We start from the raw sequence: 20,125 nt of genomic DNA, 5'->3' as shown, positions 1-20,125 counted from the left end.
CAATGGCAGCGACTTCCCTTACCACCGGCGAATATCTCGTCCGTCTTCTGGAATCCTACGGCGTCGAGCTGATCTTCGGCATTCCCGGCGTCCATACGGTCGAACTCTATCGCGGCCTGCCGGCCACGAACATCCGCCATATCACGCCGCGCCACGAACAGGGCGCGGGCTTCATGGCCGACGGCTATGCTCGCGTCACCGGCAAGCCTGGCGTCTGCTTCATCGTCACCGGCCCCGGCATGACCAACATCTCCACCGCCATGGGCCAGGCCTATGCCGACTCCGTGCCGATGCTGGTCATCTCCGCCGTCAATTCGCGCGAGCAGTTGGCCATGGGCCAGGGCCGCCTGCACGAGCTGCCGTCGCAGCGCAATCTCGTCGCTGGCGTTGCCGCCTTCAGCCACACGCTGCTCGATCCCGCGCAGCTTCCCGAGGTGATGGCCCGCGCCTTCACCGTCTTCAACTCGGCGCGCCCGCGCCCGGTCCATATCGAAATCCCGCTCGACGTCATCGTCGCGCCGGCCGACCATCTTTCCGCCGAGGCCTGGCCGCTGCCCGGTCGCGCCGCGGCGGACCCGGCTGCCATCGCCAAGGCGGCCGCGATCCTCAAGGGCGCGAAGCGTCCGATGATCGTTGCCGGCGGCGGCGCCGCCGATGCGTCGGCCGAAATCACCGCCATCGCCGAAAAGCTCGATGCGCCGGTGTTCATGACCATCAACGGCCGTGGCGTCCTGAAGCCCGGCCATGCGCTGACCCTGATCGGCAATCTCAGCATGCAGCCGCTGCTCGACGAGCTGGCGGCCAGCGACGCGATCCTCGCCATCGGCACGGAATTCGGCGAGACGGAAATGTATCCCGAGCCCAAGCCGCTTTCCTTCGGCGGTCCGCTGATCCGCATCGATATCGACCCGGCGCAGATCGTCACCGGCCTGCGCGCCGACGTGCCGATCGCAGCCGACGCGAAGCTCGCCGCCGCCGCTCTGCTGCCGGCGCTGGGCGATGCCCGTGTGGCTGGCGAAGGGGCGGTCCGCGCTGCCGCTATCCGCCAGGCGGTCGAGGCCGGGCTGTGGCCCGCCTGCCGCACCCACGGCGCCCTGATGGAGATCGTCACCCGCACACTGCCCGACGCCACGGTCGCGGGCGACCAGACCGAACCGGTCTATGCCGTCAACCAGTTCTACCAGGCGCCGCAGCCGCGCTCGTTCTTCAATTCCTCCACTGGCTACGGCACGCTCGGCTACGGCCTGCCGGCCGCGTTTGGGGCGAAACTCGGCGCGCCGAAACGGCCTTCCGTTTGCCTCATCGGCGATGGCGGGCTGCAGTTCTCGCTGCAGGAACTGGCGAGTGCTGCGGAAGCGGGCATCGCAACCGTGGTAATCATCTGGAACAATCGCAGCTACGGCGAGATAAAGGCGTTCATGGCCGAACGCGATATCCCGCAGATCGGCGTCGATATCTTCACGCCGGATTTCGTCGGCCTCGCCAAGGCACTCGGTTGCGAAGCGTCGCTGCCGGCTACGATTGCCGAGCTGGAAGCCGAGCTGAAAGCTTCGACCACTCGCAAGGTGCCGACCGTGATCGAAATCCGGGCGGGCTCTCCGCTCGCCGAAACCCTGGCGGCGTGAGGCGGCGATGCGAAACCAGCTCTTTATCGACGGCCGCTGGCAGGACCCGGTCGAACCGGGCAGCATCCCCGTCTTCGATCCCTATCGCGGCACCACCTATCACGCGGTCGCGGCAGGCGGCCCCGCCGATGTGGACAAGGCGGTCGCTGCCGCCAAGGCCGCGTTTCCCGGCTGGCGTGATGCCGGCGGTCGCGAACGTGCCCACTATCTCGGAGCAATCGCCGTAAAACTGCAGGAGCGCGCCGAGGAACTGGCGCGCCTCTCCTCCCGCAACAACGGCAAGCCGATCGCCGAGGCGCGCATCGACCTTTCCGATGCCGCCGCATCCTTCGCCTACTACGCCGAGCAGGCCATCGTCCTGCAGAACCGGCAGGACGCCGAGGTGGCGCTGCCCGACGACGGTTTTCATGCCCGGCTGCGCCAGGAGCCGGCGGGCGTGGGAAGCCTGATCGTGCCGTGGAATTTTCCGCTGGTGACGACCTCGTGGAAAGTGGCGCCGGCGCTTGCGGCCGGCTGCACGGTGGTCCTGAAGCCTTCGGAAATCACCCCGGTCGTGGAACTCGAACTCGGCGCCATTGCCGAGGAAGTCGGCCTGCCGGCCGGCGTACTCAACATCGTCACCGGCACCGGCGAGCGCGTCGGCGCGCCGATGACGACCCATCCGGACGTCGCCAAGGTTTCCTTCACCGGCTCGAACGCCGTTGGCGCGCGGGTCATGGCCGCCGGGGCGCCGGGCGTCAAATCGGTGAGCCTCGAGCTTGGCGGCAAGTCGCCGATCGTCGTCTTCGAAAACGCCGATTTCGACGAGGCGGTGGAATGCGTGCTCGGCGGCATCTTCTTCAATGCCGGGCAGATGTGCTCGGCGACCTCGCGGCTGCTGGTGGAAAAATCGCTGGCCCCGCGCCTGATGGAAGCCGTGATCGCCAAGGCCCGCGCGCTGAAGCCCGGCGACCCGCTGGACGAGGCGACCGAAATCGGCCCGATCACCATGAAAGCGCAGCAGGACAAGGTGCTCGCCTATATCGAGCGCGGCAAGGCGGAAGGCCTGACGCTTGTGACTGGCGGCGGCAAGCCGGCCGGCGACGGCTGGTTCGTCGAACCGACGATCTTTGCCGACGTGCCGACGACCAGCGCGCTGTGGCGCGAGGAGATTTTCGGGCCGGTGCTCTGCATGCGCACCTTCGAGACCGAAGACGAGGCGGTCGCCCTCGCCAATGATTGCGATTTCGGCCTCGTCGCCACCGTCGTCTGTGGCGACGACGTGCAGGCCAATCGCGTCGCCGATGCCATCGAGGCCGGCCATGTCTGGATCAACAGCCCGCAGGCGATCTTCGTGCAGACATCCTGGGGTGGCTTCAAGGCGAGCGGCATCGGCCGGGAACTCGGGCCGTGGGGAATGTCGTCCTATCTGGAAGTGAAGCATGTCACGTCACGCCTGAAACGCTGACGCAAACGACGGACCGGGGGGCATGTCGAAGAAGAAGAAAGACAAAAAGAAAGAGAAGAAGCGCGGCAAGCGCAAGACGCAATCGAAGAAACATCAGGGGTACATCATGGAAACCATTCGCAACGTGGCCGACCTGCGCGTCGTCATGCACCGCAACGAACGCCCGATCTATTTCATCTCCGCGACGAACTTCAACCTGATCGGCATCGACGAGTGGGTGCGGAATTTCAAGTTCGTGAGCTATATCGATTGCTTCGACGGTCGCCACCCGAATGTCTTCGTCCCCTCAGAAATACCCCATGCCGAATTCGAGAGCATCGAGGACATCAACAACTACCTGCTGCAGCACAAGGAAGTCATCGACTACATCACCAAGCGCGGCGGCCGCGCGGTGGCCACCTTCCTGATGTTCGACGAGACGACCGAGGAGATCTGCAGGGACCTCGGCATCGAGGTCTGGTTCCCGGCGGCCAAGCTGCGCCAGCGCTGCGACAACAAGATGGAGACGGTGCGCATCGGCAACAAGGCGGATGTGCCCTCGGTGCCGAACACGCTCGCCCCCGCCCGCACCTATGAGGAGCTGCTGTCCTCGGCCAGGAAGGCCGGCATCGGCAATGACCTCGTCGTGCAGACCGCCTTCGGCGACAGCGGCCACACCACCTTCTTCATCGCCAGCGAGGAGGACTACAACCGTCATGCGGCGGAGATTTCAGCGGAAGACGAAGTCAAGATCATGAAGCGCATCAAGTGCCGCGGCGCGACCATGGAGGCCTGCACCACGGCCTCGGGCACGCTCGTCGGCCCGCTTTTGACCGAAGTCGTCGGCCAGCCGGCGCTGACGCCCTACAAGGGCGGCTGGTGCGGCAACGAGATCTTTCCGGGCGCGTTCTCGGAGAAAATCCGCGCCAAGGCGCGCGACATGGCCTACCGCTTCGGCAACCAGCTCCGCGAGGAAGGCTATCGCGGTTACTTCGACCTCGATTTCCTCATCGACATCGAGGACAACGAGGTCTATCTCGGCGAGTTGAACCCGCGCATCTGCGGCGCCAGTTCTATGACCAACCACGCCGCCTTCGCCTATGCCGACGCGCCGCTGTTCCTGTTCCACCTGATGGAATTCTCCGGCATCGAGTACAAGATCGACGTCGAGGAACTGAACGACCGCTGGGCGCGAAAAGAATTTATCGACTCGTGGTCGCAGGTGGTCATCAAGTCGACCGAGGATATCGTCGACATCGTCACCCATGCGCCGTCGTCGGGCATCTACCGCATGGCGCCGGACGGCAGCGTCTCCTATGACCGGTTCGACTATCACCGCCAGGCGATCGAGAACGAGCAGGAAGCCTTCTTCCTGCGCATCACCGGCCCCGGCGACTATCGCTACGAAGGTGCCGATCTCGGCATCCTGATCACGCGCGGCCGGGTGATGAACGACGAATTCGAGCTGAACGAACGCGCCAGCAACTGGATCAAGGGCATCAAGCGCCTATATGCCAGCAAGCCGCTGACGGAAGTTCAGCGCGAGGAGGCGCCCGACGCCGGCTCGTTCAAAATCCTGTAGTGGGGTATCATGGATCTTCTGTTTGAAGCCATCGACGAAGACATGCCCGGCCCCAAGTGGCGCCGGGTGTTCGATCGCCACTGGCACGCCTACAGCCGCTGGTTCGTGCGCGACGGGGTGCGTACCCGCGCCACCTATCTGGAAAGCCTGAAGGCGTTGCGGGCGCATATGCCGGAACTGCTGCCGACCTACGAGGCGATCGTCGAGGCGGCCGGCGGCGGCGATCTGGAAGCCCGTTTCCTCTCGATGTGGCGACCGCCCTTCTATGTGGGCGGGTGTTCGCAGGCGATCGTCACCGGCGCGGAACCGGCGCTGATCCGCAACTACGACTACAGCCCGCGGCTTCTCGAAGGCACCTGGCTCGCCTCCCGCTTCAACGGCAAGCGGGTGGTCGCGGTGGTCGATTGCCTGTGGGGCGTGCTCGACGGCATCAACGAGGACGGCCTTGCAGTTTCGCTGTCCTTCGGCGGACGTACCGCGGCAGGGCAGGGCTTCGGCATTCCGGTGGTGCTGCGCTATGTGCTGGAATTCGCCAGCAATACCGCCGAGGCTGTGGCGATACTCCAGCGCGTCCCCGTGCATATGTCCTATTCCATCGCCGTCATCGACCGGACGGGCCGCCATGCGACCGTCTATGTCAATCCGGACCGGCCTGCCGAAGTGGTGGAGCGCTGTGTCAGCACCAATCACCAGCATGGGGTGGAATGGACGCGGCATGCCGAGACCACCAAGTCGGTGGAGCGGGAGAAGGCGCTCGAAAAGGCGCTGGCCGGATCGACCGATAGCAAGAAGGTCCTGGCGAGCTTCCTGCATCCGCCGGTCTACCAGACCTCCTACGGGCGCGGCTACGGCACGCTCTACACGGCCGTCTACAAACCGCTCGACGCCTCGGTGGAACTGGTGTGGCCGGGTGCGGTCTGGCGGCAATCCTGCGAGACCTTCGAGGACGAGGTCCGCACCATCCGCTTCAACGACGGCGATTCCGGCGGCTTCGCGCCAACCTTCAAACAGGGCGCCGTCAGTAGCTGAGCCGGTTCCGGTATCGGCAACAGAGAAAATTGCAGGCAGACAGAGAGGCTGGAGCCGGTTCGTAAAGCGGGCGGTTTCCGGGGTAAGGGAGGCTTGAAATGAAAATAGTCGTTCTGGGGGCCGGCGTCGTCGGCACGGCGGCGGCATGGTACCTCTCGAAGGATGGCCATGAGGTGATCGTGCTGGACCGTCACGAGGACGTGGCGCGCGGCACCAGCCAGAGCAATGCCGGCCTCGTTTCGCCCGGCGATTCCACTGCCTGGGCCTCGCCGGCCGCCCTCACCACCTTCATCAAGTCGATGTTCCGCTCCGATCTCGGCATCAAGGTGCGCTTCAGCCTCGATCCGCAGTTCATCTCCTGGTGCCTGCGCTTCCTGATGCAGTGCACGCAATCGCGCGCGGATGCCAATACCGAGGTGAAGCTCCGGCTCGCCTTCTATGCCCGCCAGTGCATCAACGCCCTGCAGGAGGAGACCGGCATCTCCTACGACGACCGGCGCAAGGGCATTCTCTATTTCTACCGCTCGCAGCAGAGCATGGATGCCGGCGCCAAGCATATGCAGTACATCGCCGACCGGGGGCTTGCCATCGAAGTGGTGGATCGCGAGCGGCTGGTGGCGCTGGAACCGGGCCTTGCGGCGGTAAAACACCAGCTTGCCGGCGGCGTCTATTCGTCGATGGACCAGACGGGCGATTCCTCGCTCTTCACCCGGAGCCTTGCCGAACAGGCGAGCGCACGCCACGGCGTCGAATTCCGCTTCAAGACGACCGTTACCGGTCTCGATATTCAGGGCAACCGCGTCAAGGCGGTGCTGACGGACAAGGGGCCGGTCGCCTGCGATGCCGTCGTGCTGTCGCTCGGCCCGGAAAGTTCACTGCTGGCACGCAAGATCGGCATCGACGTGCCCGTCTATCCCGTGAAGGGCTATACGGCGACGCTACCGATCGACGAGGACAAGGGGCCGACCATGGGCGGCGTCGATGAGGACCGGCTGATCGCCTATTCCCGCCTCGGCAATCGCCTGCGGCTTGCCTCCACGGCGGAGTTCGCCGGCTATGACCGCTCCTTCAAGCCCGCCGATTTCAAGACCATGTTCCGCACGGCGCACGATCTTTTCCCCGGCGCGATCGACGAGACCAAGGCCGTGCTCTGGTCCGGCCTCAGGCCGATGATGCCGGCCTCGGTGCCGGTGCATGGACGGGCGCGCTACGAAAACCTCTTCCTCGACACCGGCCACGGCCATGTCGGCTGGACCATGGCCTGCGGCTCCGGAAAGCTCGTCGCGGACCTGGTTTCCGGCCGCAAGCCCGACATCGACACGACGGGCCTGCTCTACAAAAACTGAGCATTCCCAGGAAAAGCGACACACGAAGGATTGCCATGTCCGATCCGCAAGTCTCCATCGATCTCGCCCGTATCGAGCACAATGCCCGCACGGTCGTCGATCTCTGCCGCCACTCCGGCATCACACCCTTCGGCGTGACCAAGGGCACCTGCGGCATGCCGCAGGTGGCGCGCGCCATGCTGCGCGGCGGCGTCGCCGGCATCGCCGAATCCCGCTTCGAGAATATCCGCCGCCTGCGCGACGCCGGCATCGATTGCCCGATCATGCTGCTGCGCAGCCCGCCCTTGACGCGCGTCGAGGAGCTGGTGCGCAGCGTCGATATCAGCCTGCAATCCGAGCTGCAGCTGATGCGCGAGATATCGCGCGTCGCCGAGCGGCTCGGGCGGGTGCACGACGTCATCCTGATGATCGACCTCGGGGACCTGCGCGAAGGCATCTGGCCCAACGATCTGGTGTCCACGGTCGAGGAAGTGCTGACGCTGCCCGGCGTGCGGATCGCCGGTGTGGGCACCAATCTCACCTGCTTCGGCGCCATCGTGCCGACGCAGGACAACCTCACCCAGCTGGTCTCCCATGCCTACAAGGTGGAGTGCATCCTCGGCCGGCCGCTCGACTGGGTGTCCGGCGGGAACTCCTCCTCGCTGCCGCTGCTTCTGGCCGGCGGCATGCCGGCCGGCATCAACAACTTGCGCATCGGCGAGGCCATCCTGCAGGGCGGCCGCGACACCTTCCTCACCGAGCCCTGGCAGGCGCTCGACCGGGACGCCTTCGAACTCACCGGCGAGCTTCTGGAGGTGAAGATCAAGCCCTCCATGCCGATCGGCCAGTCGGGCATCGATGCCTTCGGCAACGTCCCCGTCTTCGTCGACGAGGGCGACCGGCTGCGCGGCATCGCCAATATCGGCCGCGAGGATGTCATCGCCGAGGGGCTGATCCCGACGCGGCCGGGGGTGCGCGTGCTCGGCGCCTCCAGCGACCATCTGGTGCTCGACCTGACCGATGCGGACCCGCCCTTGAAGGTCGGCGAGAATGTCAGCTTCCGCATGAACTACGGCGCGATGCTGACGGTGATGACATCAGAATATGTGGAGAAGGTTCCGATGCTGGATGTGCGCGAGACGGGCGAAGGCAGGGCATATGCGATCACCGCGGACGCCGTCGGCGGCGCGCTGATGGTCGTTCAGGGCGTTGCCGAGCGCATCGAGCACCTGGGCTTCGTGCACCGCGAGGACGAACAGGCGGTTTCCCTTTCGATCTGCGGTCATCGCCGCGATCTCCTGCCGCATGTCGAGGCGGCCGGGCAGTTGCATGATGCGCTTGGTGTCATCTGGATCGATTCCGATGCCGCGATGATGCCGGATAGCGACGACACCGCTCCGCCGGCGGACAATGCAACGTTGCGCCGCATGCTGACCCGGCTGCCGCCGCATGTCGCGCCGGAAAACATCGTGCTGATCGGCCTGCGCAATGCCGCCCCCGAAGAGGTGGCGGCGCTGAAAGCCACCCGCATGCGCGTCTTTCCCATGTCGGAGATCGATGCCGTCGGCCTGCGCCAGGCCATGCGCGATGCGATTGCGATCGCCTCGGCGGGCACGCGGGGCTTCCATCTCTGCTATTCGCCGACGGCAACCGATATGTCGGGCTGGAGCGGCGGCATCGGCGGCATCACCGTGCGTGAAACCCATTCGGCCATGGAAATGGCGGCGCTCAGCGGCAAGCTGCGCTCGCTCAGCATCTCCGGCATCGACGCGGCCCTGCCCTCGCCGATCGTCGCGGAATGCGCCAATTTCATTCTCTCGGCCTTCGGCAAGACCATTCTCTGATCACAACAACAGGAGACACTGATGATCAAGCGTATCAAGCCCGGCGCCCGCTTCTGCGAAGCCGTCGTCGTCAACAACATCGTCACGACAGCCGGCATTACCGGCGACGGCCCTGACACCGCCACCCAGGCCCGCGACATCGTCGCCCAGATCGACGGCCTGCTGGCTGAAGCCGGCACCTCCAAGGCCAAGCTGATCAGCGCCAATATCTGGCTGCGCGACATCGCCCATTTCGACCAGATGAACGCGGTCTGGGACCAGTGGATCGACAAGAACAACCTGCCGGTCCGCGCCACGGTGGAAGCCCGCCTTGCGGCGCCGGAGCTGCTGGTCGAAATCCAGGTCACTGCGCTTATCTGACCCTTCGCATGGGTCGGGAACCGGGGCGGCCTATGCCGCCCTCGGTTCTTTTCCGGGATTGGCCAGCCCCATCCGTGAACGAGCCTTGACGATAAGCCATAAACGGCAATCTCAGGAAGGCCTGCAAACGATGACGATGCGGCTCGTCTTCGACCCCGACAATCGCACGCAGCAGATTTTATCGCCCTAATGCCTTCCAACAGCAGCAGATTTCTCTAGAGGCCCCCAATTCAAATGCACCTTTTGCTACGATGCCGCTAAGCTGGATGTCCGCTCTTTCTCCCCCCGCCGTGGGTGAAGGAGCGGGATAAAATCACGACAATGGAGGAATTTTCGTGCCCGCATTCAACGTCCCCGTAAAAGGCCTGGCATTCGCCGCAGCGCTGGTCGCCGGTTGCGCCACCCTGCCCCAGCTCGGCACTGCCGCCGACGCCGCCGCCAATCCCCTGCTCTACGCGACCGCCTGGAAACAGACCGCGGCCGAATACCGGGCCCTCTATTACCAGGGCTTCAATATCGCCAGGGAAAGGCTCGATGCGGCGCTGGCCAAGCATAAGGACGGAGACAAGCCGCTCGCGATCGTGACCGACATCGACGATACCGTGCTGCTGCCGCTGCCCTACTGGCGGATGATCGTCAAGGAAGACAAGGCATTCTTCGACGACCCGACCTGGGATGCCTGGGTACCGAAGAACGAGTTCGTGGCATCGCCCGGTTCCGTCGATTTCCTGAAGTATGCCGAGGAAAAGGGCGTCGAGATCTTCTACGTCACCAGCCGCGACCAGGGCGAAAAGACGACCGAGTTCGTGACCGGCAATCTGCGCGCCGCCGGGTTTCCGCTGAAGGCCGAGAACCTCACGGTTCTGCGCGATACCTCCAACAAGGAAAAGCGGCAGGACGAAATCCTTGCGAAGTATGACGTCGTGGTTTTCCTCGGCGACAACCTCAACGATTTCCGGCGTAAATATTACCTGAAGGGTGACGTGCCTGGCCGCATCGCCAAGATGGAAGAAGACAAGGCGCTCTTCGGCAACAAGTACATTCTCTTCCCCAACCCGACGGACGGCCACTGGATGGCCGCGATCTTCGGCACGTCCGAGCCGGAAGATACGCCGGAAACCCGCGCTACACTTCGGAAAGCCGCAGAATAACGATAGCAGCGCGGGATGGGTTCTGGAGACAGGCATCCATCCCGCGATCGCATCTTTCGGAAACACGATGGGCATCGAACGCGGACCGGGACCCCACCTCCCCTTACCCGCAGTCTATCGTTTCCCGAAAGACCTGAGCGCCAAGACCAGAGCCCAGTCGACCAGCCTGCCGAACGGCGCACGCAACAGGCTCGGCAGATTCCGGCGCCCCTGGATGAAGACGCCCTTGGCGCAGCTTTTCAAGGCGCCTCATCCGGTGCGGGCGACCGTCGTGGTGAAGAAGCTTCTGGCCGAGGGCCTGCGCATCGAAATCCTTGCGCAAGCCGTGCTCGACAAAACCGCATCCTGAGGGCGGGCCGCCTTACGGCTGTCCGCTCGCCCCGATCCCATTGACCATGTCGGCGACGATGACGGCCCGGTCGTCCGCGAACTCGCGGCTGGTCGAGCCCTTGACGCTTGCGAAACGACCGAGCTTGGCAAAATCCTCGGCCTCGGAGACGGCAAACGCCGCTTCCCAGGCATCGATCGAGGCACTTTCAGGGATCAGGAAATAGCCGTCCGTAAAGATCTCGATCGAGCCCACTTCGGCCAGCGGCAGCCGCATGTCGATGATATCTTTCAGACAGGTCTCGTCGCCGTTGAGCGTTGAATAGCCCATCGGGTGCGCAGCATTGTTGGCAAACCGGTATTGCTGGCGGATGCCGTTGGCAAGGAAACGGCGCACATCTTCTTCCGGCGCAATCCCGGCAAACCGCCCGGCGACGTCGGCCTGAATGCGCGCGGCTTCATTAGCTGCGAGCAACCCGGTTTCGACGGCACGGTCGAAGCCTTCGAACGAGACGCTCCGGGCCAGCCGTTCTATCTCGTCGGCATCGTCCTGCCGTCCGGCCAGCGTGGCATAAACGGCAAGTCGCGCCTGCGTCGAGACCGAGTCGATCGGCTTCTCGCAGCGGATCAGCCGCGAGGCGTTGATCCGGATGCCGCTGTCGCCGACCAGCAGGAAGCGGATATGATCGTCGCAGCGCACGGCAAGCGCCATGGTCGTCGAAGGCTTGCCCTCCATGCCGCGGCGCTGGCTCGATTCGTGAATACGTTCGCTGATTTCGGCGAAGATGCGGGCGGGGGCGGCCGTGGGCAGCTCTCCTTCCTGCGCCAGGCAGGCGACGGCGATGGCCGCCGCCTGGGATGCGATCCGCCCCGAGCTTGCGCCCGTGGGGCTATGCTTCTGCGGCGAGGTCGCGCCGTCGAACACCCCGAGGACGCCCGGAAGGACCAGCAGCGTGTCATCGCTCGGAACGCGCAGGCTCCGGTCCTTGGGCAGGCTTAGTGCCGAGATTTTCATGATATCTCCGAAGAATTCAACGTGGTCAGATGAACGAGGATTCCCGGTCTTCCGCAAAGCGGAACACCGCGTAGACGCACAGGCCGGTGCACACGAGCAGGATCGTCGACAAGGCCGCCGCAAGCCCGAATTCGCCGTCGAGCACGGAGATGTAGATTTTCACCGGCATCGTAACCGTCCCCGAATTGTAGAGGATCAGCGTCGACGACAACTCGTTGATCGCGGTGATGAAGCTCATCAACGAGCCGACGATCAGGCCGGGCAGGATGAGCGGCATCGTCACCTTGACGAAGGCCGTCAGCGGAGATGCCCCGAGGTTGATCGCGGCCTCTTCCATCGAGGGCTTGATCTGGCGCATGTTGGTCGTGGTCGAGCGCACGCCGTAGGGCAGCCGGCGGATGAAGAAGATCATGATGATGATCAGGCTCGTGCCGGTGAGGTCGAACCATTCGGTGCGGAAGGTGGTGACGAAACCGATCGCCATGACGACGCCCGGCACCAGATACGGCACCATCATCAGCACGTCGATGGCAGCGGAGAAGGCATTGTCGCGGCGGACGATCAGGTACGAGATCAGGCCCGACGTGATGGCGATGAGGGCAACCGCCACCAGCGAAAACTTGAAGCTGTTGATGATCGCCTCGGGCGCATCCGAGAGCACCCGGTAATAGCTGGACAGCCCATACCCTCCGGTAAACACCGGTCCCTTGGTTTCGAGGAACGAGGTGTAGATGACCACCAGCGTCGGCGCCATGGCGAGGATGACGACCGCATAGCAATAGGCGTGCATCAGGATGTTGGGCAGACCGTCGAGCTTCTGGATCACCGGTCGGTTGGTCAACGCGCTGGCATAGCGGCGCTTGGAGAGGATGCGGCGCTGCGCAAAAAGGGCGAGGATCGAGATCGCCATCATGACCAGCGAAACCGTGACCGCCATGGTCGGCTTGCCGCCCATTTCGGAGGTATAGGCCGCGTAAGCGATGGTCGACAGCGTGCGGAACCCGCGCCCGAGAATGGCCGGCGTGCCGAAATCGGCGATCGCCAGCACGAAGCAGATGATCGCGCCGGTGCTGACGGCCGGGAAGACCAGCGGCAGGGTGATCTTGAAGAAGCGCTCGATCGCGTTGCAGCCGAGATTTTGCGCCGCATCCTCGAAGCTCTTGTTCACCGAGTTCAGCGCCGTCTGCGTCATCAGGTAGACGAAGGGGAAGAACTTGAGCGTGAAGACCAGGATCACGCCGTGCGCCCCGTAGATCGTCGGCGCCTTTATGCCGATACTGGCGAAGAAATTGGTGATGAAGCCGTTCGAGCCCAGCATCATGATCCAGGCGTAGGCACCGATGAAGGGCGGCGCAACGAGAACCAGAATGGTCAGCGTCGAAATCAGCGACTTGCCGAAGACCCGGAAGCGGGCGGTGAAAAAGGCGAGCGGCACGCCGATGAGGCAGGCGCCGAGCGTGCCCATCAGGCCGACGAACATCGTGTTCTTCAGGCCCGCCAGATAATAGTTGCGGGTGAAGATTTCGCGGTAGTTGTTGAGGGTGAACTCACCGGTGGTGGCGTCGAAGAAACTGACGAGGAAAACGCTGGCGATCGGCAGGATCAGCAACAGCCCGAGAACGGCGACGACGGCGACGGTGACGAAGGTCCAGAAGTCGAGACCCCGGATCATGCGGGCGGAGAGTGTCTGAGCGCTCATGACAGTCTCCGGCCGGTTTCGTGGTTTTCGAACACCAGGACGTCGGCGCGGTCGAAGCCGAACGCGGCTTCCGCGCCGTCCTTCAGGTTCAGCACCTGCGGCGTCGGCCGGACGATGGCCTTGATGATCTCGCCCCCGGCGGTGACGCCATGCACCTCGGCCTCGCGGCCGATGAAGCTGACATATTGAACGCGGGCCGGCACCGAGATGTCGCGGCCGGCATTTTCCGAGACGGGACCGACGGTGATGGATTCCGGCCGGACGGAGGCGACGATGCCCTTACCGGCCCCATCGATCACATCGGCGACGACTGCACCGCCCGCCGTCAGCATGGCCCGTCCGTTTTCCAGCTTTGCCGCGAGGAAATTGTTGGAGCCGACGAAATTGGCGACGAAGCGATTGGCGGGGCGGCGATAGATTTCGAACGGCGAGGCCGCCTGCTGGATGACGCCGCCGAACATGACGCACACCGTGTCAGACATGGCGAGCGCCTCTTCCTGATCATGGGTGACGTAGACCGTCGTCATGCCGAGGTTCTGCTGGATACGGCGCAACTCGGCGCGCAGATCGACGCGCAGTTTGGCGTCGAGGTTGGAAAGCGGCTCGTCCATCAGCAGGACCGTTGGGTTGATCACCATCGCGCGGGCCAGACCGACGCGCTGCTGCTGGCCGCCCGACAAGGCATGCGGCATGCGCTTGGCGAAATTCTCCAGTTGCACCATGCGCAGCGCCTCGGCCACGCGCGGGCCGATCTCGGCGGAGGCAACCTTGCGCTGTTTGAGGCCGAAGGCAACATTCGATTCGACGCTCAGATGCGGAAAGACCGCATAATCCTGAAATACCATGCCGACGCCTCGCTTGTGGGCAGGCTTGTCCTGGATTTCAGCGCCATTGACCAGGATCTTGCCGGAATCCTGGAAGTGAAAGCCGGCGATGGTTCGCAGCAACGTCGTCTTGCCGCAGCCGGACGGCCCCAGCAGCGTATAAAACGAACCCGATTCGATTTCGATATTGATGTCCGACAAGGCTACGACATCGCCATAGCTCTTGCGCGCATTGATAATGCTGACCGAAGCCATCTACCCCTCCACATGAATTGAGACAGCGGCCCGCCGGAACGGCAGGCCGCTTCGACGCCGGTTACTGGACGTCCAGTACCATGTCGCTCCAGGTCTTCATCAGACGGTCACGCTCCTTGGCGGCCCACTCGAAATCGTAGTTGATGTCCTTGATTTCGGAGAGCGGCGCCAGCGCCGCATTGGACTTGACGTCGCCGCGAACCGGACGACGACCGAGCTTGGCAACGATCTCCTGGCCTTCGGTCGACAGAATGAAGTCGATGAACGCCTTGGCATTGTCCGGGTTCGGCGCACCCTTGATCAGGGCAACGGCATCCGGAGCGACGGCAGTACCTTCAGACGGGTAGACCAGCTGGACCGGACCGCCGCCTTCCTTGTAGCGCAACGCAGCGTCTTCAAGCGTGACGCCAACCGCCAGCTCGCCGTCATTGACCAGACGCGGCACGGCGCCCGAGCTGTCGGAGAGCACGAAGTTGGCCAGCATCTCCTTGTACTTCTCCATGCCGGCCGCTTCGTCGCTGAAGGCCTGCAGCACGGTGGCGTACTGGATATAGGCGGAGCCGGACTTGTCGGCGCGCGCCACCGAGATCACACCCTTGTATTCGGGCTTGGCGAGATCGGCCCAACTCTGCGGAACCGGAGCGCCGTCGAGCTTCGATTCATTGACGATGAAGCAGGTGACGACCGCGGTGAAAGGCGACCACAGGTCGCTCTTCTTCATCGACGGCAGCACGGCCGCGTCATTGACCGAGGTGTAGGGCTCGAACAGCGTCTTGTTGAAATCGACCACGGTTCCATCGACGGACCACAGCACGTCGGCGACCGGCTTGGCGGATTCTGCCGTGAGCCTGTTCAGAAGCTCGCCGGAGCCGGCCTTGATGACCTCGACCTTCGTGCCGGTGGCGGCCTCGAAGACCGGAACCATCTCGTCGATGAAGTTCTGGGGTGCCGCCGTGTACACATTAACGACACCGTCGGCCAAAGCCGACGACGCAAACAGGCCGGCGATCACGCCGAAAACCGCACCGAGACTGATCTTTCTCATTGTCATGGATTCCTCTCCTTCTCCTCTGTCCCCAACTCTCCATGTCGAGGTCCGATTATTATTTTGCATAACGCAAATTAAATTGCAATTATTTTATTCCGTCGCGCAAAATAATAATGTCAATTATGGGGGTGATCGTGAGCGGAACCATCAACCAGACTGCGAAACGGCTTGTGACCCTGCTGCGGTCCGAGGGGGCGATGTCGCGCGTGCAGATCGCCTCGGCGCTGAACGTCCAGCCCTCGACCATCACCCGGCTGGTCAACGACCTCTTCAAGAAGGGGCTGCTGTCGGAAGCGCCGGACCCCGACCGGCAGGGCCAGCGCGGCTACCCGTCGAAGCTGGTCAGCCTGCGGCGCGAGGGACTGATGTCGGCCGGGGTTTTCGTCGATCCGGGCACGCTGTTCACCTGCCTCGTCGATTCGCACGGCGAGCTTCTGTCCGAGGAGACCAAGCCGATCGTCGACCGGCATTTCGAAGCCGTGATGGGGGATGCCGGCCGCATGATCGCCGGACAAATGAACCGGCTCGGCCTCGCCGCCGACGATTTCATCGGCTGCGGCATCAGCTATCCGGGTCAGCACACGGAAATGCCGGGCAAGGTGCTGCGCACCACCTATCTGGCGGACTGGCCGGACATCGACGCACGCAAGGATCTGGAGCCGTTCTTCGGCATGCCGGTGCATCAGCTCAACGACGCCAAGGCAGCCTGTCTCGCGGAGCTTCTGTTCGGCGTCTGCAAGCCGATTCATAATTTCTGCTATGTCTGGCTGTCCTACGGCATCGGCGGCGCCGCCGTGATCGATCACAGCCTCTATCTCGGCCGCGACCTGACCTCCGCCGAATTCGGCGGCCTGTTTCCGAAGTCCAAGCCCCGCCCCTCCGGGCAGGACCTGCTCGACACGCTGACGCGCGCCGGCAAGCCGACGTCCCGCCTCGAAGATATCGAGCCGGACATCCTGGCCGGCCCGATCGTGGCGGAGTGGACGGAACGCGCAGTCGAACAACTGCGCTGGCTGAGCCTTGTGATCATGCGGACCTTCGCACCCGACGCCATCGTCATCGGCGGCCGCCTGCCGAACCCCATCCTCGACCGCATCTGCGGGGCGCTATCGGCCCTGACCGATCTCGACGAGGACTACGTCCACCAGCCGCCCGCCTTCCTGCGCGCAGCAGTCGACAGCAAGCCGCAAATGGGTGCGGCGGCACTTCCGGCCTATTTTCAAACGAATTCGGCGCTGAGCGTCTGATAGCGTTGCAAAGTCGAGCGAACGCCCGTCACCAAAGTTCGGCGCGGTCTTGTCATACAGCGACTCCTTCCAGTGGCAGTTCTCCGGAATCCGGCCATCCGTATGCTTCTGGTTCGCCCGGCGAATGCCGTTCGAGATGACCTTGACGACAACCAGATAGGTCTCGCGGCCGGGGTTGAAGAAGAAGATGCGACCGCTCTGTAAAGTGCCACCGCTGCGAAAGACCTCGTCGCCGAATACCAGGCGATGAAGGTCAGTTCATCCAGCGTCGGATTGTCGAAGGGCTCGCCGCACATTTCCGAGGCCTCGAAATACGGTGGCAGGCCCTCGGTGATCGGATGCGACGGCTTAATCACCCAGACTCGTTCGAGGTCACCCTCCGGCAGGTCCAGCCAGAAAAGATTGACGTTCATGCCCATCTATCGCCGGAACAGCTTCGAGTAATGCCCGGAAGGCAGAATGAAAAGAGCCATGCTCTTGAGAACGCACTGCTGGAGCAGTGCATGTGGAACCCATGCCGAACGAGCTATATAATAGATGCACTTTTGATTTACATTTTAAGTAAAACCGCACATTTTTACATATTTCTAGAATGATGGATAATGTTGCATTATCCGTTGTCTTGGATATAGCGTAGTCGGCTACAGCATCATTGCTCTCTCTCTCTCTCTCTCTCATGCAAAGCCAGTTGAAACCAGCCCGTTTGCGGATAGTTTCGAACACTGGACTTTGATCCGGGCCGCTTCGCCGTTCGCGAAGGCCCATTAGCCTGATGTTCGGAGACACTCCATGACCTTTGACGCCCCTTCCCTCTCGGCTTTGGCAGAAGAAGCCAAAGCCTGGCGCCGGACGATCCATCAGCATCCGGAACTGCTGTTCGATCTTCCAAAAACTGCGGCGCTGGTGACGCAGAAGCTGACGGAATTCGGTTGCGACGACGTTGTCGGCGGCATTGCGAAATCCGGTGTCGTCGCCGTCATCAAAGGCAAGAACGGGCCGGGCCGTACGATCGCGCTGCGCTGCGACATGGATGCGTTGCCGATGGCTGAGCAAACCAACCTGCCCTACGCTTCGAAGGTCGAAAACATGATGCATGCCTGCGGGCATGACGGCCATACCGCTATGCTGCTGGCTGCCGCCCGACGGCTTGCCGAAACCCGTGATTTTGCCGGCAAAGTCGTGCTGGTCTTCCAGCCCGCGGAAGAGGGCGGCGGTGGCGGGCGGTTGATGATCGAAGAAGGCCTGCTCGAACGCTTCGGCATCGAGGAAGTCTACGGTATGCACAATGAACCGGGCCTCGCCGTCGGCTCGTTCGCCACTCGCAGCGGCCCCGTCATGGCTGGCGGCGATCGTTTCGTCATCACGATCATCGGCAAGGGTGGCCATGCCGCTTCCCCTCATCTCAGCCATGATCCGGTCGTGGCCATGGGGCACATGATTACCGCATTGCAGACCATCGCCTCTCGCTTTACCGATCCATTGGATTCCGTCGTGCTCTCGCTCACCTATGTCGAGGCCGGCAGCGACAGGGCATTGAACGTCATTCCCGCGGCGGTGAGGATCGGCGGCACCATCCGCACCATGCAGCCGAAGACCCGAGCGGCTGTGGAAGCACGCTTCCGCGATGTCGTGACGATGACGGCCAAGCTCTTTTCCGCCGAGGCCGAAATCGACTGGCGGCCGGGCTATCCGGTCACCGTGAATGACCCGGAAAAGACAAAGCTCGCGGCCGCCGCGGCCAGGACGGTCGCAGGCGCCGCCAATGTCGATGATGACCACCCGCAGACCATGGGCTCGGAAGATTTCTCCTACATGCTGGAGAAACGCCCCGGCGCCTTCATCTGGCTCGGCAACGGCGATAGCGCAGACCTACACAACCCGGCCTACGACTTCAACGACGATGCCATCGTCCACGGCCTGCGCTACTGGCTGGCACTGGTCCAGCAACGGCTTGGCAAAACGACGGCAGATTGAACCAAGCCGAGCCGCATCCGATGGGTGCGGCCTCCCGGACTATGACAGCACGAAGAAAACCCCCTCCCCTCCACTCTTCTAGGCTGCCATCCGCCCGAAACGACGTCTGTATCGCGATCCGATCGCCAAAAATTCAGTAATCGGACACTCAGATTATGCGCTTCGCCTGTCGGTTCCGGTATTCGCCCGCATTGCAGCCATCAGCATGGGGCCGAGAGCGAATTCGCCGCGCGCTGCTTTTCGGGTCAAGTCTCGCAGATATCCCCCCGCAGAATTGATATGCTCCGTCCGCTCAAGGATGCAGGCGACGGCGACGGCAGCGTTTTCAGCCCCCATGATCTCGCACGCCTCCTGATACGCCGACGGGCTGACGCCCAGCATCGAGCGAACCACCACCGCCGCTGCCATCAGGTCGCGCCAATGCGAAATCTGGCCGCCTGATGCATAATCCGCAATCTGCGGGCAAGCCTTCATCACCATGCTGAGCGGGAACGCCTTCAACGGCTCGGCCCTCCGTCTCGTTTCAGGGCTCGATCCCTCGCCCTGCTCTTTTTCAGAGCTAGGTTCAAGTTCATGGTTAGAGTCGGGTTTTGAATTCTGTATGTGACGGTCATGATGACCATCATTGGCGTGCATATCTTGCGGTTTCAGCTGCATTTCCAGGATGTTGACGATTTCATCGCGAAGCATCGCCATGTCCTCGAGAACGGACGCGACGTCTTCGTGCTTGGGCGACCGAGGCAGACGGCCGACAAGCGCAATGAAATGCTCCTCTATTGCCGACCAGTCGCCATCAGCCCCCTCCTCCATCGCCGCTGTGATCATTTTGCGCACATCGCGGCGGCAAATGCTTAGCGCTTCCTTAGTCCGGCGGAAAAGGCGCAAGTCGTCGGCCGCCTTCTGGGCGAGATGCGAAAGTTCGCTGCCGCGCGCCAGCAACGGAGCAAGGCTGAAGCCAAAAGCTTCTTCGACCTGCCCTGCCCTGTCCCGATGTGCATAGCGTTTCCCGTTCGGGCTATCGCGGCGGTGAATGAGGCCTGCCTCGACCAAAGCAGAGAGACAGCGCCGAAGCGTGCTTCCGGAAATGCCGTGCGCACGCACCGAAAGCTGCGCGTTTGACGGAAAGACCACCAAGCCGTTTTCCTCGGAAAGTTCCGCCTGAGGATAAAACGACAAAAGCGCGTTGAGGACGGCGAGTTGCCGGTCGTGCAAACCGAGGATTTCGCGGGCCTCACATACGTCGCGATAGATTTTCCATTTCTCGACCCCGCAGGTTGCATCAACCGCAGCCGTATCGAGCTGGCCCTTCACCAAGGCAAGCGTCATCGATCGCCGCCCAAATGGCGTCGTCACATGTCCATTCCGCATTTTCTTTCACCTTTCTCGAGGCAAAA

16 protein-coding genes and 1 pseudogene are annotated in these 20,125 nt (G+C 63.0%); 11 read left to right on the top strand and 6 right to left on the bottom strand.

Translation table 11 applies throughout. The annotated features are described in order from the left end of the window. Positions 1-2: 2 nt before the first annotated feature. From ASC86_RS07370 to ASC86_RS25605, 9 genes are all read left to right on the top strand, one after another. The gene (locus tag ASC86_RS07370) at positions 3-1,625 is read left to right on the top strand and encodes a 5-guanidino-2-oxopentanoate decarboxylase (RefSeq protein WP_056318544.1); all 1,623 of its coding nucleotides are present in this window, start codon (positions 3-5) and stop codon (positions 1,623-1,625) included. Positions 1,626-1,632: 7 nt separating this feature from the next. Beyond that, on the top strand, positions 1,633-3,072 hold the full coding sequence (locus tag ASC86_RS07365) for an aldehyde dehydrogenase family protein (RefSeq protein WP_056318543.1): 1,440 nt from the start codon (positions 1,633-1,635) through the stop codon (positions 3,070-3,072). A gap of 106 nt (positions 3,073-3,178) precedes the next feature. After that, positions 3,179-4,633: a biotin carboxylase gene (locus ASC86_RS07360; protein ID WP_056318731.1), complete on the top strand. Its 1,455-nt coding sequence runs from the start codon at positions 3,179-3,181 to the stop codon at positions 4,631-4,633. 9 nt (positions 4,634-4,642) lie between these two features. Continuing rightward, positions 4,643-5,662 (top strand): C45 family peptidase, encoded by a 1,020-nt coding sequence (locus ASC86_RS07355; protein ID WP_056318530.1) that lies wholly within the window; start codon positions 4,643-4,645, stop codon positions 5,660-5,662. A 98-nt stretch (positions 5,663-5,760) separates the two neighbouring features. Continuing rightward, positions 5,761-7,008 carry a D-amino acid dehydrogenase gene (locus ASC86_RS07350; protein WP_056318526.1) on the top strand — a complete coding sequence of 416 codons (1,248 nt, stop codon included), beginning with the start codon at positions 5,761-5,763 and terminating at the stop codon, positions 7,006-7,008. A 35-nt stretch (positions 7,009-7,043) separates the two neighbouring features. Then, a complete protein-coding gene (locus tag ASC86_RS07345; protein WP_056318523.1) occupies positions 7,044-8,831 on the top strand; it encodes an alanine racemase in 1,788 nt (595 codons plus the stop codon). 18 nt (positions 8,832-8,849) lie between these two features. Continuing rightward, positions 8,850-9,191, top strand: a complete 342-nt coding sequence (locus tag ASC86_RS07340; protein ID WP_056318521.1) for a RidA family protein — start codon at positions 8,850-8,852, stop codon at positions 9,189-9,191. Between the two features lie 335 nt (positions 9,192-9,526). After that, on the top strand, positions 9,527-10,342 hold the full coding sequence (locus ASC86_RS07335; RefSeq protein WP_082509933.1) for an HAD family acid phosphatase: 816 nt from the start codon (positions 9,527-9,529) through the stop codon (positions 10,340-10,342). 67 nt (positions 10,343-10,409) lie between these two features. Beyond that, on the top strand, positions 10,410-10,691 hold the full coding sequence (locus ASC86_RS25605; protein ID WP_056318518.1) for a hypothetical protein: 282 nt from the start codon (positions 10,410-10,412) through the stop codon (positions 10,689-10,691). Positions 10,692-10,703: 12 nt separating this feature from the next. Here the strand turns inward: ASC86_RS25605 and ASC86_RS07325 are convergent, their stop codons facing one another. From ASC86_RS07325 to ASC86_RS07310, 4 genes are all read right to left on the bottom strand, one after another. After that, on the bottom strand, positions 10,704-11,684 hold the full coding sequence (locus ASC86_RS07325) for a protein phosphatase 2C domain-containing protein (RefSeq protein WP_056318515.1): 981 nt from the start codon (positions 11,682-11,684) through the stop codon (positions 10,704-10,706). Positions 11,685-11,709: 25 nt separating this feature from the next. Beyond that, the gene (locus ASC86_RS07320) at positions 11,710-13,383 is read right to left on the bottom strand and encodes an iron ABC transporter permease (RefSeq protein ID WP_056318512.1); all 1,674 of its coding nucleotides are present in this window, start codon (positions 13,381-13,383) and stop codon (positions 11,710-11,712) included. Next, positions 13,380-14,462, bottom strand: coding sequence for an ABC transporter ATP-binding protein (locus ASC86_RS07315; protein WP_056318508.1), 1,083 nt, complete (start codon positions 14,460-14,462; stop codon positions 13,380-13,382). Before ASC86_RS07315 ends, ASC86_RS07320 begins: the two co-directional genes overlap by 4 nt. 61 nt (positions 14,463-14,523) lie before the next feature. Then, positions 14,524-15,513, bottom strand: coding sequence for an extracellular solute-binding protein (locus ASC86_RS07310; RefSeq protein ID WP_244477552.1), 990 nt, complete (start codon positions 15,511-15,513; stop codon positions 14,524-14,526). Between the two features lie 131 nt (positions 15,514-15,644). On the opposite strand from ASC86_RS07310, the gene ASC86_RS07305 reads away from it, so the two are divergent. Beyond that, a complete protein-coding gene (locus tag ASC86_RS07305) occupies positions 15,645-16,757 on the top strand; it encodes an ROK family transcriptional regulator (protein ID WP_200943785.1) in 1,113 nt (370 codons plus the stop codon). A 54-nt stretch (positions 16,758-16,811) separates the two neighbouring features. On the opposite strand, the pseudogene ASC86_RS24985 reads toward ASC86_RS07305, so the two are convergent. Continuing rightward, a pseudogene (locus tag ASC86_RS24985) lies at positions 16,812-17,251 on the bottom strand (trehalose utilization protein ThuA); the annotation flags it as partial. A gap of 295 nt (positions 17,252-17,546) precedes the next feature. Here ASC86_RS24985 and ASC86_RS07300 point away from each other — a divergent pair. Further along, a complete protein-coding gene (locus ASC86_RS07300; RefSeq protein WP_056318498.1) occupies positions 17,547-18,731 on the top strand; it encodes a M20 aminoacylase family protein in 1,185 nt (394 codons plus the stop codon). A 153-nt stretch (positions 18,732-18,884) separates the two neighbouring features. Here ASC86_RS07300 and repC read toward each other — a convergent pair whose 3' ends face one another. Beyond that, positions 18,885-20,099, bottom strand: coding sequence for a plasmid replication protein RepC (repC, locus tag ASC86_RS07295; protein WP_056318490.1), 1,215 nt, complete (start codon positions 20,097-20,099; stop codon positions 18,885-18,887). Between the last annotated feature and the right edge of the window lie 26 nt (positions 20,100-20,125).

It is taken from the genome of Rhizobium sp. Root1212 (assembly GCF_001424985.1).
Taxonomy (GTDB): domain Bacteria; phylum Pseudomonadota; class Alphaproteobacteria; order Rhizobiales; family Rhizobiaceae; genus Pararhizobium.
The sequence above is the reverse complement of the archived record's forward strand: the minus strand, read 5'-3'. Positions and strand labels throughout refer to the sequence as shown.

Bases quoted from the DNA above. Each gene is read 5' to 3' on its own strand.
- ASC86_RS25605 (WP_056318518.1), top strand. From the start codon at position 10,410: ATGGGCATCGAACGCGGACCGGGACCCCACCTCCCCTTACCCGCAGTC.
- ASC86_RS07370 (WP_056318544.1), top strand. From the start codon at position 3: ATGGCAGCGACTTCCCTTACCACCGGCGAATATCTCGTCCGTCTTCTG.
- repC (WP_056318490.1), bottom strand. From the start codon at position 20,099: ATGCGGAATGGACATGTGACGACGCCATTTGGGCGGCGATCGATGACG.
- ASC86_RS07345 (WP_056318523.1), top strand. From the start codon at position 7,044: ATGTCCGATCCGCAAGTCTCCATCGATCTCGCCCGTATCGAGCACAAT.
- ASC86_RS07355 (WP_056318530.1), top strand. From the start codon at position 4,643: ATGGATCTTCTGTTTGAAGCCATCGACGAAGACATGCCCGGCCCCAAG.
- ASC86_RS07315 (WP_056318508.1), bottom strand. From the start codon at position 14,462: ATGGCTTCGGTCAGCATTATCAATGCGCGCAAGAGCTATGGCGATGTC.
- ASC86_RS07300 (WP_056318498.1), top strand. From the start codon at position 17,547: ATGACCTTTGACGCCCCTTCCCTCTCGGCTTTGGCAGAAGAAGCCAAA.
- ASC86_RS07320 (WP_056318512.1), bottom strand. From the start codon at position 13,383: ATGAGCGCTCAGACACTCTCCGCCCGCATGATCCGGGGTCTCGACTTC.
- ASC86_RS07365 (WP_056318543.1), top strand. From the start codon at position 1,633: ATGCGAAACCAGCTCTTTATCGACGGCCGCTGGCAGGACCCGGTCGAA.
- ASC86_RS07325 (WP_056318515.1), bottom strand. From the start codon at position 11,684: ATGAAAATCTCGGCACTAAGCCTGCCCAAGGACCGGAGCCTGCGCGTT.
- ASC86_RS07350 (WP_056318526.1), top strand. From the start codon at position 5,761: ATGAAAATAGTCGTTCTGGGGGCCGGCGTCGTCGGCACGGCGGCGGCA.
- ASC86_RS07360 (WP_056318731.1), top strand. From the start codon at position 3,179: ATGGAAACCATTCGCAACGTGGCCGACCTGCGCGTCGTCATGCACCGC.
- ASC86_RS07310 (WP_244477552.1), bottom strand. From the start codon at position 15,513: ATGACAATGAGAAAGATCAGTCTCGGTGCGGTTTTCGGCGTGATCGCC.